Source organism: Nocardiopsis sp. YSL2 (assembly GCF_030555055.1).
In the GTDB taxonomy this organism is placed as follows: domain Bacteria; phylum Actinomycetota; class Actinomycetes; order Streptosporangiales; family Streptosporangiaceae; genus Nocardiopsis.
Window position 1 is genome coordinate 431,370 of the sequence record NZ_JAMOAO010000001.1, and the last position, 14,446, is coordinate 445,815.

General features: G+C 71.9%; 14 protein-coding genes. 2 read left to right on the forward strand and 12 right to left on the reverse strand.

Annotated elements, in window-relative coordinates; genetic code table 11:
- Positions 1–29: 29 nt before the first annotated feature.
- Positions 30–1,577 carry a histidine ammonia-lyase gene (gene hutH / locus M1P99_RS01870; protein WP_304450966.1) on the reverse strand — a complete coding sequence of 516 codons (1,548 nt, stop codon included), beginning with the start codon at positions 1,575–1,577 and terminating at the stop codon, positions 30–32.
- Positions 1,578–1,750: 173 nt separating this feature from the next.
- Between hutH and M1P99_RS01875 the strand changes: the two genes are divergently transcribed.
- Complete coding sequence (locus tag M1P99_RS01875) at positions 1,751–2,524, forward strand: IclR family transcriptional regulator (protein WP_304450967.1); 774 nt, start codon at positions 1,751–1,753, stop codon at positions 2,522–2,524.
- Here the strand turns inward: M1P99_RS01875 and M1P99_RS01880 are convergent.
- Entirely contained in the window at positions 2,504–3,187 is a 684-nt protein-coding gene (locus M1P99_RS01880; RefSeq protein ID WP_304450968.1) for a hypothetical protein, read from the reverse strand. The genes M1P99_RS01875 and M1P99_RS01880 overlap by 21 nt on opposite strands.
- Before the next feature lie 124 nt (positions 3,188–3,311).
- Here M1P99_RS01880 and M1P99_RS01885 point away from each other — a divergent pair, with 124 nt between their 5' ends.
- Positions 3,312–3,569 carry a hypothetical protein gene (locus M1P99_RS01885; protein WP_304450969.1) on the forward strand — a complete coding sequence of 86 codons (258 nt, stop codon included), beginning with the start codon at positions 3,312–3,314 and terminating at the stop codon, positions 3,567–3,569.
- A 408-nt stretch (positions 3,570–3,977) separates the two neighbouring features.
- On the opposite strand, the gene M1P99_RS01890 is transcribed toward M1P99_RS01885, so the two are convergent.
- The 10 genes from M1P99_RS01890 to uvrC form a co-directional block, all read right to left on the reverse strand.
- Positions 3,978–4,349 (reverse strand): RNA polymerase-binding protein RbpA, encoded by a 372-nt coding sequence (locus M1P99_RS01890; RefSeq protein ID WP_082376156.1) that lies wholly within the window; start codon positions 4,347–4,349, stop codon positions 3,978–3,980.
- Positions 4,350–4,429: 80 nt separating this feature from the next.
- A complete protein-coding gene (gene secG / locus M1P99_RS01895) occupies positions 4,430–4,666 on the reverse strand; it encodes a preprotein translocase subunit SecG (protein WP_304450970.1) in 237 nt (78 codons plus the stop codon).
- Positions 4,667–4,946: 280 nt separating this feature from the next.
- Positions 4,947–5,723 (reverse strand): triose-phosphate isomerase, encoded by a 777-nt coding sequence (gene tpiA / locus M1P99_RS01900; protein ID WP_304450971.1) that lies wholly within the window; start codon positions 5,721–5,723, stop codon positions 4,947–4,949.
- A gap of 66 nt (positions 5,724–5,789) precedes the next feature.
- Positions 5,790–6,974: a phosphoglycerate kinase gene (pgk, locus tag M1P99_RS01905; RefSeq protein WP_304450972.1), complete on the reverse strand. Its 1,185-nt coding sequence runs from the start codon at positions 6,972–6,974 to the stop codon at positions 5,790–5,792.
- 292 nt (positions 6,975–7,266) lie between these two features.
- Positions 7,267–8,271, reverse strand: a complete 1,005-nt coding sequence (gene gap, locus M1P99_RS01910) for a type I glyceraldehyde-3-phosphate dehydrogenase (RefSeq protein WP_304450973.1) — start codon at positions 8,269–8,271, stop codon at positions 7,267–7,269.
- Positions 8,272–8,625: 354 nt separating this feature from the next.
- On the reverse strand, positions 8,626–9,606 hold the full coding sequence (whiA, locus tag M1P99_RS01915; protein ID WP_121182622.1) for a DNA-binding protein WhiA: 981 nt from the start codon (positions 9,604–9,606) through the stop codon (positions 8,626–8,628).
- Positions 9,607–9,807: 201 nt separating this feature from the next.
- Entirely contained in the window at positions 9,808–10,200 is a 393-nt protein-coding gene (locus tag M1P99_RS01920) for a DUF488 domain-containing protein (protein WP_304450974.1), read from the reverse strand.
- Between the two features lie 45 nt (positions 10,201–10,245).
- Positions 10,246–11,220, reverse strand: coding sequence for a uridine diphosphate-N-acetylglucosamine-binding protein YvcK (gene yvcK, locus M1P99_RS01925; RefSeq protein WP_304450975.1), 975 nt, complete (start codon positions 11,218–11,220; stop codon positions 10,246–10,248).
- A 299-nt stretch (positions 11,221–11,519) separates the two neighbouring features.
- The gene (gene rapZ, locus M1P99_RS01930) at positions 11,520–12,404 is read right to left on the reverse strand and encodes an RNase adapter RapZ (RefSeq protein WP_304450976.1); all 885 of its coding nucleotides are present in this window, start codon (positions 12,402–12,404) and stop codon (positions 11,520–11,522) included.
- Complete coding sequence (gene uvrC, locus M1P99_RS01935) at positions 12,401–14,422, reverse strand: excinuclease ABC subunit UvrC (protein WP_304450977.1); 2,022 nt, start codon at positions 14,420–14,422, stop codon at positions 12,401–12,403. Before uvrC ends, rapZ begins: the two co-directional genes overlap by 4 nt.
- Positions 14,423–14,446 lie beyond the last annotated feature (24 nt).

The following is a 14,446-nucleotide window of genomic DNA, read 5'->3' on the forward strand; positions in this document are numbered from 1 at the left end:
GCGTCTCCTGGGGTGGTGCGGGCCGAGGGTCAGGACAAAGGGGTGACCGACTCGGCGGCCTCGACGACGGTGCCGTCGGCGACCAGGGCGGCGACGGCGGCGATCTCCGGGGACAGGTGGCGGTCGGGGCCCGGCCCCTGGACGTGCTCGCGCACGGCGCGGACGACGGCTCCGGTCGCCGGCCCGGGTTCCAGCGGCGAGCGCAGGTCCAGTGCCCGGGCGGCGGTGAGCAGCTCCACGGCGAGCACGGTGGTGAGCCCGTCCACGGCGCGGCGCAGCTTGCGCGCGGCCGACCAGCCCATGGACACGTGGTCCTCCTGCATGGCGGAGCTGGGAATGGAGTCGACGCTCGAGGGCACGGCCAGGCGCTTGAGCTCGGAGACGATCGCGGCCTGGGTGTACTGGGCGATCATGTGCCCGGAGTCCACTCCGGGGTCGTCGGCCAGGAAGGCGGGCAGACCGTGGGAGCGGGACACGTCGAGCATCCGGTCGGTGCGCCGCTCGGCGATGGATGCGGTGTCGGCGACCGCGATCGCCAGGAAGTCCAGGACGTAGGCCACGGGCGCGCCGTGGAAGTTGCCGTTGGACTCCACGCGACCGTCGTCCAGGACCACGGGGTTGTCGATCACGCTGTCGAGTTCGCGCCCGGCGACCAGGAGCGCGTGGTCGAGGGTGTCGCGCGCGGCACCGGCGACCTGTGGGGCGCAGCGCAGCGAGTAGGCGTCCTGGACCCGGTGGCAGTCGGGGCCGCGGTGGGAGGCGACGATCGGCGAGTCGGCCAGCAGCGCGGTGAGGTTGGCGGCGGAGGCGGCCTGGCCGGGATGGGGCCGCATCCGCTGGAGTTCGGCGGCGAACACCCGGTCGGTGCCCAGGAGCGCCTCCACGCTCATGGCGGCGGTGATGTCGACGACCTTGAGCAGCCGGGCCAGGTCCTCGCACGCGATGGCCAGCATGCCGAGCATGCCGTCGGTACCGTTGATCAGTGCCAGGCCCTCCTTGGCGCCCAGCTCGACCGGACGGATCCCGGCCGCGTGCAGCGCGGTGTAGGCGGCAACGGGCTCACCGGCGGCGTCGCGGACCCGGCCCTCGCCCATGAGCGCCAGCGCCACGTGCGAGAGCGGCGCCAGGTCTCCGGAGCAGCCCAGGCTGCCGTACTCGTGCACGACCGGCGTGATTCCGGCGTTGAGCAGGGCCGCGAGGGTCTCGACGGTGGTGACCTCCACGCCGGTGTTGCCCGAGGCCAGCGTGCGCAGGCGCAGCAGCATCAGGGCGCGCACGACCTCGCGCTCCACCTCGGGGCCGGCCCCGGCGGCGTGGGAGCGGATCAGCGACCGCTGCAGCCGGGCGCGCAGGTCGGGTGCGATGTGGCGGGTCGCCAGGGCACCGAAGCCGGTACTGACGCCGTAGGCGGGCACCTCGCCCCGGGCCAGGGACTCGACCCGTTCGCGGCCGTGGCGGACGGCCTTGCGGGTCTCCTCGCTGATGGTGACGCGGGCGCCGTTGCGGGCGACGTCGAGGACCTGGGCCGGGGTGAGCGGAGCACCGCCGACGTTGACGGAAGGAACTGCTGTGGACATGCACCCATTCCATCTCCACAGGACCCGCCGAAGAAGCCCGGACACGAGGGTTCCGTCTGGTATTTCAGACACCCCGCTGCGGCACCACCGGCGGGTACGGGTCGGCGGGACGTTGGCCCACCTTGGCCACAGCCCGGACCTGGGCGGACGTCGTTTTCGTGGAACAATCGAGTATGAGCTTCGTGCCGGCGGCCACACGCGCCATGCGCGTTCTGCGCTTCCTGGCCTCCCGCCCCGGCCCGGTGTCGGCCGCGGCGATCGCCGTGGAACTGGACGTGCCGCGTTCGAGCGTCTACCAGTTGTTGGAGGCGATGGCCCAGGAGGGCTTCGTCACCCACCTGCCCGAGGAGCGCCGCTGGGGCCTGGGGGTGGCGGCGTTCGAGATCGGCTCGGCCTACCTGCGCCATGACGGCATCGAGCGGTTGGCCCGGCCCCTGCTGCGCCACCTGACGGAGGCCACCGGCGCCACCGCACACCTGGGCGTGCTGCACGGCGCCGACACCCTGTACCTGCTCAAGGAGCAGCCCCCGCACGCGCCCACGCTCATCACGGGGGTGGGGGTCCGCCTGCCCGCGCACCTGACCGCGTCGGGGCGGGCCATGCTCGCCCGGCTCCCCCGCGCCCAGGTGCGCGCCCTGTACCCGGACACGGCGGCGTTCACCGACCGCACCGGCCGGGGCCCCGCCGACCCCGGGGAGCTGCGCCGTGTGCTGGAGGAGGAGGCCCGCCAGGGCTGGTCGATCGAGGAGGGCCAGGTCACCGAGGGCTTCGTGTCGGTGGCGGCGGCCGCCCTGGACCACAACGGCCGACCCGCCGCGGCGATCAGCCTCACCGTGCCGAGCGCGCGGCCGGTCACCCCGCTGGCGCTCGCCGGGCGGGTCCGCGACGCCGCGGCCGAGCTCACCCGCCGGCTCGGCGGCCGGAGGTCAGTCGAGGCTCAGCGGTGAGCGCTCCACGACCGAGGGCAGCGGCGCCGTCCGCTCGATCATCCGCAGGATCTTCTCCTTGTGGTCCCGGGGGACCTGGACGTAGAACTGCGTGGGGGCGTCCACCACGGTCAGGCCCAGGCTCTCCGCGGACTCGGCCCACGTGGGCAGTTCCTCGTCCGTGCGGTAGGTGTCCAGGACGAACTCGATGAAGTAGGTGCGGCGGCGGTCACCGGTGTGGTCCTCGCGCACCCGCCGGATCTCGTTCCACCCGATGAACGTGCCCTCGCCGGGGAACCACCACTTGCGCTCCTGGAGCACGATGACGCCGTCGCTGTCGGCGCTGATGCCCTGGCGGGTGATGCGCTGCGGGAGGCCGCGCAGCAGGACGATGTTGCTCCCGGGACCGACGAAGGCCATGGTCAGGGCCGCGGCCGCCCACAGCGTCACCGATCCGACCGTGTAGTCCTGGCGCAGCACGTTCCACAGCAGCGAACCCAGCACCACGAGGAAGCCCGCGGTGAGGACGCCCGAGAGGTAGGCCGCCGCCATCCACATCCGCGCGTTGGGTCCGCGCAGGCTCACGTACCGGCGCAGGTGGGAGACGCTGCCGGAGGTGTGCGTGAGATCCGAGGGGAGGCCCCGCAGGACCGGGGGGTCGTCCGAGGGTTCGGGGGAAGCCATGCCCCCATTGTTCCAACTCTCCGGTGTGGTCGGTGCCGCGGTGCCCGTGGACCGCCGTGTCCGTCTCCGAACGATCGCACCGAAGGCCGGGCGTCGCCCGACTCGCCCCGCTAGAGTCCCGTCCATGAGGCGCAATACGAGGGAGTACGACACCGAACTGCGGGTCGACGACGAGGTCGTGGTCCTGGACGGGGTGCCCTACCAGGGGCGGACCGTCCTGAGAGAGGGACCGGACGCGTTCGCGCCCCTCGAGCGCTGGGCCAAGGGGGTGGCCGAGGTCCTGGGAGAACCGGTGACCTGGCGCGCCTCGCTCAAGGGCGATCTGGCCGCGCGCGGAACCGTCCAGCCGGGCCCCGGCTCTCAGAACCTGCGCGCGCTCTGAGCGCCGCACTTGGCGCACTGGAACTTGCGGTCGTCGCCGAGAATCCAGTCATGGTCGCCGCCGGTCGGGCACGTGGACATCGACACCATCTCCTCATGAGGGGCTGTTGGGGGTGCGTGGCGATCACCCTAATTCGCTCTCGCCACACCAGTCCCGCGAATGAGGAACTACCGGTCAGCTTTCACGTCCGTGCTCGTGGCCGCGCGTGTCCGGGCCCGCGATCGGCGCCGCGGCGGCGGACCCGCCGCGCCCATGAGCGCCCACGCCCGCCGACGCTCCCCGCACAGACCGGGGCCCGTCGCGGTGAACGCGACGGGCCCCGGTGACGGGCCGGACCGGGCGGCGCCGGTCGGGTCCTCGGGCGTGTGTGGTGGATGCCGCCCGTCCCGAGCGGCGCATCCACACGCCCTAATTCTGGGCGGCCTTCATGTGGGCCTCCACCGCCGCACGGTCGGCGCGCAGCTTGGCCAGGGCCTCATCGAGGATGAGCTTGCCCTCCTCCTCGCTGCGGCGCTCCTTCACGTAGGCCAGGTGCGTCTTGTAGGGCTCGGTACGCGGCGGCGACGGGGGGTTCGCCTTGTCCTTGCCCGCGGGGAATCCGCAACGGGGACAGTCCCACTCGTCGGGGACCGCGGCTTCGCTCGCGAAGCTGGGCACGACCTCGTGCAAGTTCGCACAGTAGAACGGAACCCGCACGCGCGGGGCGGCCTCGCCCCGCTCCGCCTCGCCCATGGGGCCGGCTCCGACTCGGCTGCCACGGATGGCACTGCCACTACCCACGAAAAACTCCTTCGGCGAACTCGCTCACCGACACTCGGGCGAGCTTGACTGTGGACGGGGGGGTGCCTGCGTCTCGCCGGCTACATGCCCCGGTTGATCAACAGGCCGAGGGCGACGATGGCGAGGATCCAGACGATCCCGACAGCGATGGTCATGCGGTCGAGGTTGCGCTCGACGACCGACGAGCCCCCGAGGGAGGACATGACGCCTCCACCGAACATGTCGGACAGGCCGCCGCCCTTTCCCTTGTGCATGAGCACCAGGAAGATCAGCGCCGCGCTGAGAAGCATCACGAAGATGGACAGACCGAGGATCACACGCTCACCCGTAGCTCGACCCCGCAGCGGGGGAATGGACACCTCGGCCCCCCATTCACCACCCGTACCAGCGGCGGTGCTCGGCACCGGCCTGGCCGGTTCGGATCACGGAAGGAGGAGACCGGGGACGTTTTCGGATTTTACCGTGCCCATGGCGGCACGGGAGGGGAAACCGCGAGGCACGGAAATCCCCTCAGCGCAGTCTAGCCCGACCACGGCACTCGTCAGGCCCCGCCCTCCCCGGACCGCGGCCCGGGGAGGGCGGTGTCGCAGGTCACGCCTACTGGTCGCCGAACCGGATGATCTTGACGAACTCGTCCGCCTTCAGGCAGGCACCGCCGACCAGGGCGCCGTCGACGTCGTCCTTGGCCATGATGCCGGGGGCGTTGCCGCCCTTGACCGAACCGCCGTAGAGCACGCGCACCGCGCCCGCGACCTCGGGAGAGTACAGCTCGGACAGGCGCACCCGGATGGCCGCGCACACCTCCTGGGCGTCCTCGGGAGTCGCGACCTCTCCGGTGCCGATCGCCCACACGGGCTCGTAGGCCACGACGATCCGTTCGGCCTGCTCGGCCGTGATGCCCTTCAGCGCGCCGTCGAGCTGCGCCAGGACGTGCTCGACCTGGCGGCCCTGCTTGCGCACCTCCAGGCCCTCGCCCACGCACAGGATCGGCACGATGCCGTTCTTGAACGCCGCCTGGACCTTCGCGTTGACCAGGGCTTCGTCCTCCTGGTGGTACTCGCGGCGCTCGGAGTGGCCGACCAGCACGTAACCGCAGTCCAGCTTGGACAGCATCGCGCCGGAGATCTCGCCGGTGTAGGCGCCCTTGTCGTGGGCGGAGATGTCCTGGGCGCCGTAGCCGATGCGCAGCTTGTCGCCGTCGACCAGCGTCTGCACGCTGCGCAGGTCCGTGAACGGCGGCAGGACGACGACCTCGGCGTTGTCGTAGTCCTTGTCGTTCAGCCCGAACGCCAGCTTCTGGACCAGAGCGATGGCCTCCAGGTGGTTGTTGTTCATCTTCCAGTTGCCCGCGATCAGCGGCAGGCGCTTGGACATGTGTGTACTTCCCGTCAGGTCGGTCGGACGATGGTGCGGCCCGGGCGGGGCGCCCGGGCCGCGGCGTCAGGCGAGGGCGTCGATACCGGGCAGGTCCTTGCCCTCCAGGTACTCCAGGCTGGCACCGCCGCCGGTGGAGATGTGGCCGAAGGCCGACTCGTCGAAGCCCAGCGCGCGCACGGCCGAGGCGGAGTCACCGCCGCCCACCACGGTGAAGGCACCGGAGTCGATCAGGGCCTGGGCCAGCGCCCGGGTGCCGCCGGCGTAGGGCTCCATCTCGAACACGCCCATGGGCCCGTTCCAGAAGACCGTCCGGGTGTCGGCGAGCTTGGCCGCGAACAGCTCCTGGCTGCGGGGGCCGATGTCCAGGCCCATGCGGTCGGCCGGGATGGCCTCGACGTCGACCGGCGCGTGGGGGGCGTCGGCGGCGAACTTCTCGGCCGCCACGACGTCGACCGGCAGGACGATCTCCACGCCCTCGCGCTCGGCCCGCTCCAGGTAGCCGCGCACGGTGTCGAGCTGGTCGGCCTCCAGCAGGCTGGAGCCCACCTCGTAGCCCTTGGCCTTGAGGAAGGTGAAGACCATACCGCCGCCGATGAGCAGCCGGTCGGCGGTGCCCAGGAGGTTGTCGATGACGCCGAGCTTGTCGGAGACCTTGGACCCGCCCAGGACCACGGCGTAGGGGCGCTGCGGCTCGCCGGTGAGCTTGCGCAGGACCTCGACCTCGGTCAGGACGAGGCCGCCCACGGCGTGGGGCAGCTTGCCGGGCAGGTCGAAGACGCTGGCGTGCTTGCGGTGCACCGCACCGAAGGCGTCGCCGACGTAGAGGTCGGCGAGCTGGGCGAAGCGGTCGGCGAGCTCACCGCGCTCGGCGTCGTCCTTGCTCGTCTCGCCCGGCTCGAAGCGCACGTTCTCCAGGAGCGCCACCTCGCCGTCGGCGAGCGCGGCCGAGGTGGCGCGGGCGGACTCCCCGGCGGTGTCGGCGGCGAAGGCCACGTCGGCGCCGAGCAGCTCGCCCAGGCGGGTCGCGACCGGGCGCAGGGAGTAGCGCGGGTCCGGAGCGCCCTTGGGCCGCCCCAGGTGGGCGGCGACGATGACGCGGGCGCCGCGCTCGCGCAGCTTCTCGATGATGGGCAGGGCGGCACGGATTCGGCCGTCGTCGGCGATGCGGTCGCCGTCCAGGGGCACGTTCAGGTCGGCCCGGACGAACACGCGCTTACCGGAGACGTCGAGGTCGTCGATCGTCCGCATGCTGGTCTCCTCGGAAGGTCTGGGACCCGGGCGTCGGCCCGGGCGGTGGTCGGTCGGGACTGACAGGGCGGGCGGTGGCCGCCGCCCCAGGCTCCGTCGGGGGGCGGCCCGCCTGTTCCGCCGTGCGCCCGGTGGGCGACGGCGGGCTGGGCCGTGGCGTCCACGACGGCACCCCCTCGCGCGCGGTGCGGGCGAGGGGGTGCGGGGTGACGGCCCACCGCAGCACGCAGTGCCCGTCCGTGGTGGGCGGGAACCGCGCCGCGGGCGTCCGTCGGGGCGGTGGCCCAGCGCCCTACAGGCCGGAGCCGACCAGCTTGGCGCAGTCCACCAGGCGGTTGGAGTAGCCCCACTCGTTGTCGTACCAGCCGACGATCTTGACCTGGTTGCCGAAGACCATGGTCAGGCTGGAGTCCAGGGTGCAGGAGGGCGAGGTACCCACGATGTCCGAGGACACGATGGGGTCCTCGGTGTAGACGAGAACGCCCTTGAGGGGACCCTCGGCGGCGTCCTTGAACGCGGCGTTGACCTCGTCCTTGGTGACCTCGCGGTCCAGGGTGACGACCAGGTCGGTGACGGAGCCGTCCGGGACGGGCACGCGCATGGCCATGCCGTCCAGCTTGCCCTGCAGCTCGGGCAGGACCAGAGCGGTGGCCTTGGCGGCACCGGTCGTGGTCGGGATGATGTTCTGCGCGGCCGCGCGGGCGCGACGCAGGTCCGAGTGCGGGAAGTCCAGGATGACCTGGTCGTTGGTGTACGCGTGCACGGTCGTCATCAGACCCTGCTGGATACCGAAGCTGTCCAGCAGGACCTTGGCCATCGGCGCCACACAGTTGGTGGTGCAGGAGGCGTTCGACACGACGTGGTGGTTGGCCGCGTCGTACTTGTCGTCGTTGACGCCCATGACGATGGTCAGGTCCTCGCCCTTGGCCGGGGCGGAGATGATGACCTTCTTGGCGCCGGCGGCGAGGTGCTTCTTGGCGTCCTCGGCCTTGGTGAAGCGACCGGTGGACTCGATGACCACGTCCACGTTCAGGTCGGACCAGGGCAGCTTGGCCGGGTCGCGCTCGGCGAGCACCTTGACGCTCTTGTCACCGACGCGAAGGAAGTCCTCGCCCACCTCGACGTCGCCGTCGAGGGTGCCGAGCACCGTGTCGTACTTGAGCAGGTGCGCGAGCGTCTTGGTGTCGGTGAGGTCGTTGACCGCGACGATTTCGATGTCGCTGCCGCCAGCGGCGACCGCGCGCCAGAAATTGCGGCCGATACGACCGAAGCCGTTGACGCCTACACGGATGGTCACGGAACCAATCTCCTCATATGTCGCACATCAATGTCACCCGCGCATTCCCCCAGCCAGGGACGATGCACCCGGATGTGAACCCGAGTGACGGCTTTGAACAGGGTTAACATGCGCCGGGTGTTGACGAAGAGCCTAGCGGAGCATCGGCGGCGGGCCGTTCTCGACCCACGTCCGCCACGCTCACCAGGCCTCGTGGATTCGTGAACCATCCTGGCACTGCTCGGCGAAGAGGTCTATACCATTGTCGGAAGTTATCGACGTGTTCGTGCTGTTAACAAAGTCGAACAACGTTGTGACGGCGGTATTCCGGCGTCCGCGGGCGCGCGGGAACCCCCGACCGCCGACGCGCCCCCGTCAGGGCACGAGCATGTCGGGCGTGAGGTTCGCCTCTGTGCCCTCGATCCCCAGATCGCTCGCCCGCTTGTCGGCCATCGCCAGCAGGCGCCGTATCCGGCCCGCGATGGCGTCCTTGGTCAGCGGCGGGGACGACAGCTGCCCGAGCTCCTCCAGCGACGCCTGCTTGTGCGCCAGCCGCAGCTGGCCGGCGGCCACCAGGTGCTCCGGAGCCTCCTCGCCCAGGATCTCCAGTGCCCGTTCCACCCGCGCGCCGGCCGCGACCGCGGCCCGGGCGCTGCGGCGCAGGTTGGCGTCGTCGAAGTTGGCCAGCCGGTTGGCGGTGGCGCGCACCTCGCGGCGCATCCGCCGCTCCTCCCACGCCAGCACACTCTGGTGGGCGCCCAGCAGCGTCAGCAGCGCCCCGATGGAGTCGCCGTCGCGCACGACCACCCGGTCCACCCCGCGCACCTCGCGCGCCTTGGCGTGCACCTTCAGGCGCCGCGCCGCACCCACCAGCGCCAGCGCCGCCTCCGGTCCGGGGCAGGTGACCTCCAACGACATCGACCGGCCGGGCTCGGTCAGCGACCCGTGCGCGATGAACGCGCCGCGCCAAGCCGACTCCGAGTCACAGGCCCCGCCCGCCACCACGTGCCGGGGCAGACCGCGGACCGGTCGGCCGTGGTTGTCCACCAGACCGGTCTGACGCGCCAGCGACTCGCCGTCCTTGATCACCCGGACCACGTACCGGTTGCCCTTGCGCAGGCCGCTCGGGGAGAGCACGACGACCTCGGACTCGTGCCCGAAGACCTCCGAGATGTCCTTGCGGAGCCGTCGCGCCGCGGCACCGGTGTCGAGTTCGGCCTCGATCACGATCCGTCCGCCCACCAGGTGCAGCCCTCCGGTGAAGCGCAGGATGGTGGACACTTCCGCCTTGCGGCAGCATGGCTTGAGAATCGCCAGTCGGCTCAACTCGTCCTTCACCACGCCGGTCATCGCCATCGCCGCGAACCTCCCCTTGAACTGGCTTGCACCGGCGTCGCGCGCCTGACGCCGGTGTGCGCCGCCGCGGCCCCGCCGCGTGCGGCTGTCTCCGTGGCAGACTACGTCACCGGCGGCTTCGGGCCGACCCCTTCACGGCGTGTCGGCGAGCCACCATCCGCGCTGGCCGGGGGCCCTGTGGGCCTTCATGGGGGTGTGCGGTCAATTGCTCCCGTCGGCGAGCAGGTCCGCCACGTGGTCGCGCAGGACGAGCGCATGGTTGTGGTCGGTGTCGCGGGCGGCGTACAGCAGGGTGACCGGCCCCCGCCGAGCCGCCTCCAGGACCGGGTCGAGGGCTTCGGGCCGCTCCCGCAGCTCGGCGCGGTAGCGCTCGGCGAACTCGTCGAAGCGCGAGGGGTCGTGCCCGAACCAGGTGCGCAGCTCCCGGCTGGGCGCCGCCTCCTTGAGCCAGGTGACCCCCTCCAGGGCGGACTTGCGCACCCCGCGCGGCCAGAGCCGGTCCACGAGGAACAGCGCGCCCCCGGGCCCGCCGCCCTCCGGGTGCTCGCGCACCTCGTCGTAGACCCGCTCGACGTCGACACGGTGACCAGTCATGATGCGGGTGTGCCCGGACCGCGCCCCGGGCAATCGCCCGCACGGTCAGGTGGTCAGGATGCGTTCCAGGGCCGCGGCCAGCCGCTCCGGGTCGTGCCGGGGCGTACCGTCGCCCCGGTTCAGCTCGTCCAGTTCCAGACGCCCGCCCAGTCGGCGGACCACCGTCGTGAGCGGTTCGACGTCCTCCACGGTCCCCCGGTCGGCCAGCACCACGTCCACACCGAGCTTGGGCGCGTGCTCGTGCAGCACCTCCAGGTAGGTCTCCGGCCGGAAGTGGTCGGTCTCCCCGCGCTGAGGGGACAGGTTCAGCGTGACCATGCGCTGCGCACGGGTACTGACCAAGGCCTCGGCGAGTTCGGGGACCAGCAGGTGCGGCAGCACGCTGGTGAACCACGATCCGGGGCCGAAGACCACCCAGTCGGCCTCGCGCACCGCCTTGACCGCCTGCGGACTGGCCGGGGGCTCCTCGGGAATGAGCGAGATGGACCGCACCCGGCCGCTGGTGCTGGCGCACGCCACCTGGCCCCGCACGATCGTGGTCTCCTCGGGGCGCCGCGCATCGATCCCGGCCACCTCGGCCACGATGTCCAACGGCACCGACGACATCGGCAGGACCCGCCCGTGCGCACCCAGGAGCTGGCCGACCCAGTCCAGACCCGCCACGGAGTCACCCAGCAGCTCCCACAGCGCCACGATCAGCAGGTTGCCCACCGCGTGGCCGTGCAGGTCGCCCTCGGAACGGAACCGGTGCTGGATCACCTCGCGCCAGGTGTGGCCCCACTCGTCGTCACCGCACAGCGCCGCCAGGGCCATCCGCAGGTCGCCCGGGGGGAGGACGCCGAGCTCCTCGCGGAGCCGGCCACTGGACCCGCCGTCATCGGCGACCGTGACGATCGCCGTCACGTCGGTGGTCACCCGGCGCAGCGCGGACAGGGAGGCGTGCAGGCCGTGCCCGCCCCCCAGGGCGACCACCCGCGGCGGGCGTCGACCCTCCTCGTCCGGTGCGGTGCTGTTCGACATGGCTCTGGTCTGCCCCCTCGTCCCGTGTGCAGCAAGCACGGACGACCGCACCGCCCACGGCGGAGCTGCGGGCACCCGCGCCCCCGGACCGCCGGCTCCCCGTCCGTGGAGGAACCGGGACCGGCGGTGACCGGGCCAATGTAAGCCAAGACGCCCCCGTTGGCGATTCGGTCCCTCCGCGGTCCATCCCGCCCCCGGCCCAGGACCCCGTTCCGGGGCCCCGGCCCGACGGGGAAGCCGAGCCGGAAGCCCTCCGCGGGGCGGCGGACCGCCGCGCACGGCGCCCCGCGTCGGGTGGGCTATTCGCGCCCCACGTCCCGGTGCACCACGTGCACGTCGACCTCCTGGCCGCGCAACTGCTCGGCGAACTGCTCGGCCATGGCCACGCTGCGGTGCCGGCCTCCGGTACATCCGACCGCGAGTGTCATGTAGTGCTTGCCCTCGCGCTGGTACCCGGCGATGGTCAGCTTGAGGACCTCGGCGTAGGCCTCGATCATCTCCTTGGCGCCGTCCTGGGCCAGTACGAAGTCGCGCACCGGCTCGTCGCGCCCGTCCATCGGTCTGAGGTCGGGCACCCAGTGGGGGTTGGGCAGGAAACGGCAGTCCAGGACCAGGTCGGCGTCGACGGGCAGGCCGTGCTTGAACCCGAACGAGACGACGTTGGCGCGGGGGCGCGCCTCGTCGGTCTCGCCGAAGAACCCGATCACGCGCGCCTTGAGCTGGTGGACGTTGAGCTGTGAGGTGTCGATCACCAGGTCGGCCTCACCGCGCACCGCCAGCAGCGTCTGGCGCTCCCGGTCGATGCCGTCGGTCAGGCGCCCGTCACCCTGCAGCGGGTGCGGGCGGCGCACCCCCTCGAACCGCCGGACCAGGGCCTCGTCGCTCGCCTCCAGGTAGAGCACGCGCGCGACGATGTCCCGCTTGCGCAGCTCCTCCACCGTGGACAGCAGGTCCTCGGTGAAGGCCAGCGAACGCACGTCCACCACCACCGCGACCCGGGGCACCGCCCCGTGCGTGCGGCCGGCCAGCTCGATCATGGTCGGCAGGAGTCCGGGCGGCAGGTTGTCCACCACGAACCAGTCCAGGTCCTCCAAGGCCCTGGCCGCCGTACTCCGGCCCGCACCGGACATCCCGGTCACGATGACCACCTCGGGCGGCAGCTCCCCGCCCAGTTCGACCGTCATGTGTCTCCTCCCCCGTCAGTACTCTGCTGTCCCGCCGACCGGTCGGTGTCCCCTCCGGCGGGCCCTCCCGTCAGGTGCGCGTGCACGGCCTCCGCCAGCTTGGGGCCGATGCCCGGCACCGCCGCGATCTCCTCGGCCGTGGCCGAGGCCAGTCGTTTCACCGAACCGAACTCCTTGATCAGCGCGGACCGGCGGGCCGGACCGAGTCCGGCCAGCTCGTCCAGGCTGCTGCCCGTGAGCGCCTTGGCCCGCATCTTGCGGTGGTAGGTGATCGCGAACCGGTGGGCCTCGTCGCGCACCCGCTGCAGCAGGTACAGGCCCTCCCCCGTCCGCGGCAGGATGACCGGGTCCTCGTCGTCGGGCAACCAGACCTCCTCCAGGCGTTTGGCCAGCCCGCACACGGCCACGTCCTCGATACCGAGCTCGTCCAGTGCCCGGCGCGCCGCCTCGGCCTGGGGCCGCGCGCCGTCCACCACCACCAGATTAGGGGGGTAGGCGAACTTGCCGGGTGAAGGCTCGGAGTCGCCGTGATGACCGGCGTGGTCGCCCGTCTCCCCCATCCGCGCCACCTCCCCGCTGCGCGAGCTCTCCTCCAGGTACCGGCGGAACCGGCGGGTGATGACCTCGTGCATGGCCGCGACGTCGTGCTGCTCGGCGCCGCCGGGCCCGCTGCCGCGGATGGCGAAGCGGCGGTACTCCGACTTGCGCGCCAGCCCGTCCTCGAACACCACCATGGAGGCGACCACGTGCTCGCCCTGGAGGTTGGAGATGTCGTAGCACTCGATGCGCAGCGGCGCCTCCGGCAGGTCGAGCGCCTCCTGGATCTCGTTGAGGGCGCGCCCGCGCGTGCTCAGGTCGCCGGCGCGGTGGGTCTTGTGCCGGGCCAGCGACTCACGGGCGTTCTTGTCCACGGTCTCCATGAGCGCCTTCTTGTCCCCGCGCCGGGGCACCCTCAGGTCCACCGTCGAGCCCCGGTGCTCCGACAGCCACGACGCCACCGCCCCCACGTCCTCGGGGGCGTGCGAGACGAGGACCTCGCGCGGGACGGCCGTGCCGGTCCCGGCGGTCTCGTCGGTGCCCTGCGAGGCCCCGTAGAGCTGCCCGAGGAAGGTCTCCATGAGCTCGCCCGGCCCGGCGTCGGTGACCTTGTCGACGACGTAGCCGCGCTGGCCGCGGATCCGGCCGCCGCGCACGTGGAAGATCTGCACGGCCGCCTCCAGGGGGTCGTCGGCCATGGCGATGACGTCGCAGTCGGTGGAGTCGGGCAGCACGACGGCCTGCTTCTCCAGGGCGGCCTTGAGCGCCTCGATGTCGTCGCGCAGCCGTGCGGCCCGCTCGTACTCCATCTCCTGGGCCGCCTCGGCCATCCGCCCCTCCAGCTGGCGGATGAAGCGCCCGGTGTCGCCGGCCAGGAAGGAGCAGAAGTCGTCCACGAGGTCGCGGTGCTCCTGCGGCGTGGCCCTGCCCACACAGGGGGCCACGCACTTGCCGATGTAGCCGAGCAGGCAGGGGCGCCCGCTGTTGCGGGCCCCGCGGAAGACGCCCGGGGAGCAGGTGCGCACGGGAAACACGCGCAGCAGGAGGTCGACGGTCTCACGGATGGCCCAGGCGTGGGAGTAGGGGCCGAAGTAGCGCACCCCCTTGCGTTTGGCGCCGCGCATCACCTGCACGCGCGGGAACTCCTCGTTCAGCGTGACGGCGAGGTAGGGGTAGCTCTTGTCGTCGCGGTACTTGACGTTGAAGCGGGGGTCGTACTGCTTGATCCAGGAGTACTCCAGCTGGAGCGCCTCGACCTCGGTGCCGACGATGGTCCAGTCCACGTCGGCGGCGGTGGAGACCATCTGCTGGGTGCGGGGGTGCAGCCCGGCGAAGTCGCGGAAGTAGGAGGACAGGCGCGACCGCAGGTTCTTGGCCTTGCCGACGTAGATGACCCGGCCGGCCTGGTCCCGGAACCGGTACACACCGGGGGAGGTCGGGATGGAGCCGGGCGCCGGGCGCAGGTGAGGAGTCGCAGCCATGGCGCTATTCTCCTGGGTCCCGGT

Excerpts from the sequence above, each read along its gene's own strand:
- rapZ (WP_304450976.1), bottom strand. The coding sequence starts at position 12,404 with ATGACGGTCGAACTGGGCGGGGAGCTGCCGCCCGAGGTGGTCATCGTG.
- yvcK (WP_304450975.1), bottom strand. The coding sequence starts at position 11,220 with ATGTCGAACAGCACCGCACCGGACGAGGAGGGTCGACGCCCGCCGCGG.
- hutH (WP_304450966.1), bottom strand. The coding sequence starts at position 1,577 with ATGTCCACAGCAGTTCCTTCCGTCAACGTCGGCGGTGCTCCGCTCACC.
- M1P99_RS01880 (WP_304450968.1), bottom strand. The coding sequence starts at position 3,187 with ATGGCTTCCCCCGAACCCTCGGACGACCCCCCGGTCCTGCGGGGCCTC.
- M1P99_RS01920 (WP_304450974.1), bottom strand. The coding sequence starts at position 10,200 with ATGACTGGTCACCGTGTCGACGTCGAGCGGGTCTACGACGAGGTGCGC.
- whiA (WP_121182622.1), bottom strand. The coding sequence starts at position 9,606 with ATGGCGATGACCGGCGTGGTGAAGGACGAGTTGAGCCGACTGGCGATT.
- tpiA (WP_304450971.1), bottom strand. The coding sequence starts at position 5,723 with ATGTCCAAGCGCCTGCCGCTGATCGCGGGCAACTGGAAGATGAACAAC.
- M1P99_RS01875 (WP_304450967.1), top strand. The coding sequence starts at position 1,751 with ATGAGCTTCGTGCCGGCGGCCACACGCGCCATGCGCGTTCTGCGCTTC.
- M1P99_RS01885 (WP_304450969.1), top strand. The coding sequence starts at position 3,312 with ATGAGGCGCAATACGAGGGAGTACGACACCGAACTGCGGGTCGACGAC.
- uvrC (WP_304450977.1), bottom strand. The coding sequence starts at position 14,422 with ATGGCTGCGACTCCTCACCTGCGCCCGGCGCCCGGCTCCATCCCGACC.
- pgk (WP_304450972.1), bottom strand. The coding sequence starts at position 6,974 with ATGCGGACGATCGACGACCTCGACGTCTCCGGTAAGCGCGTGTTCGTC.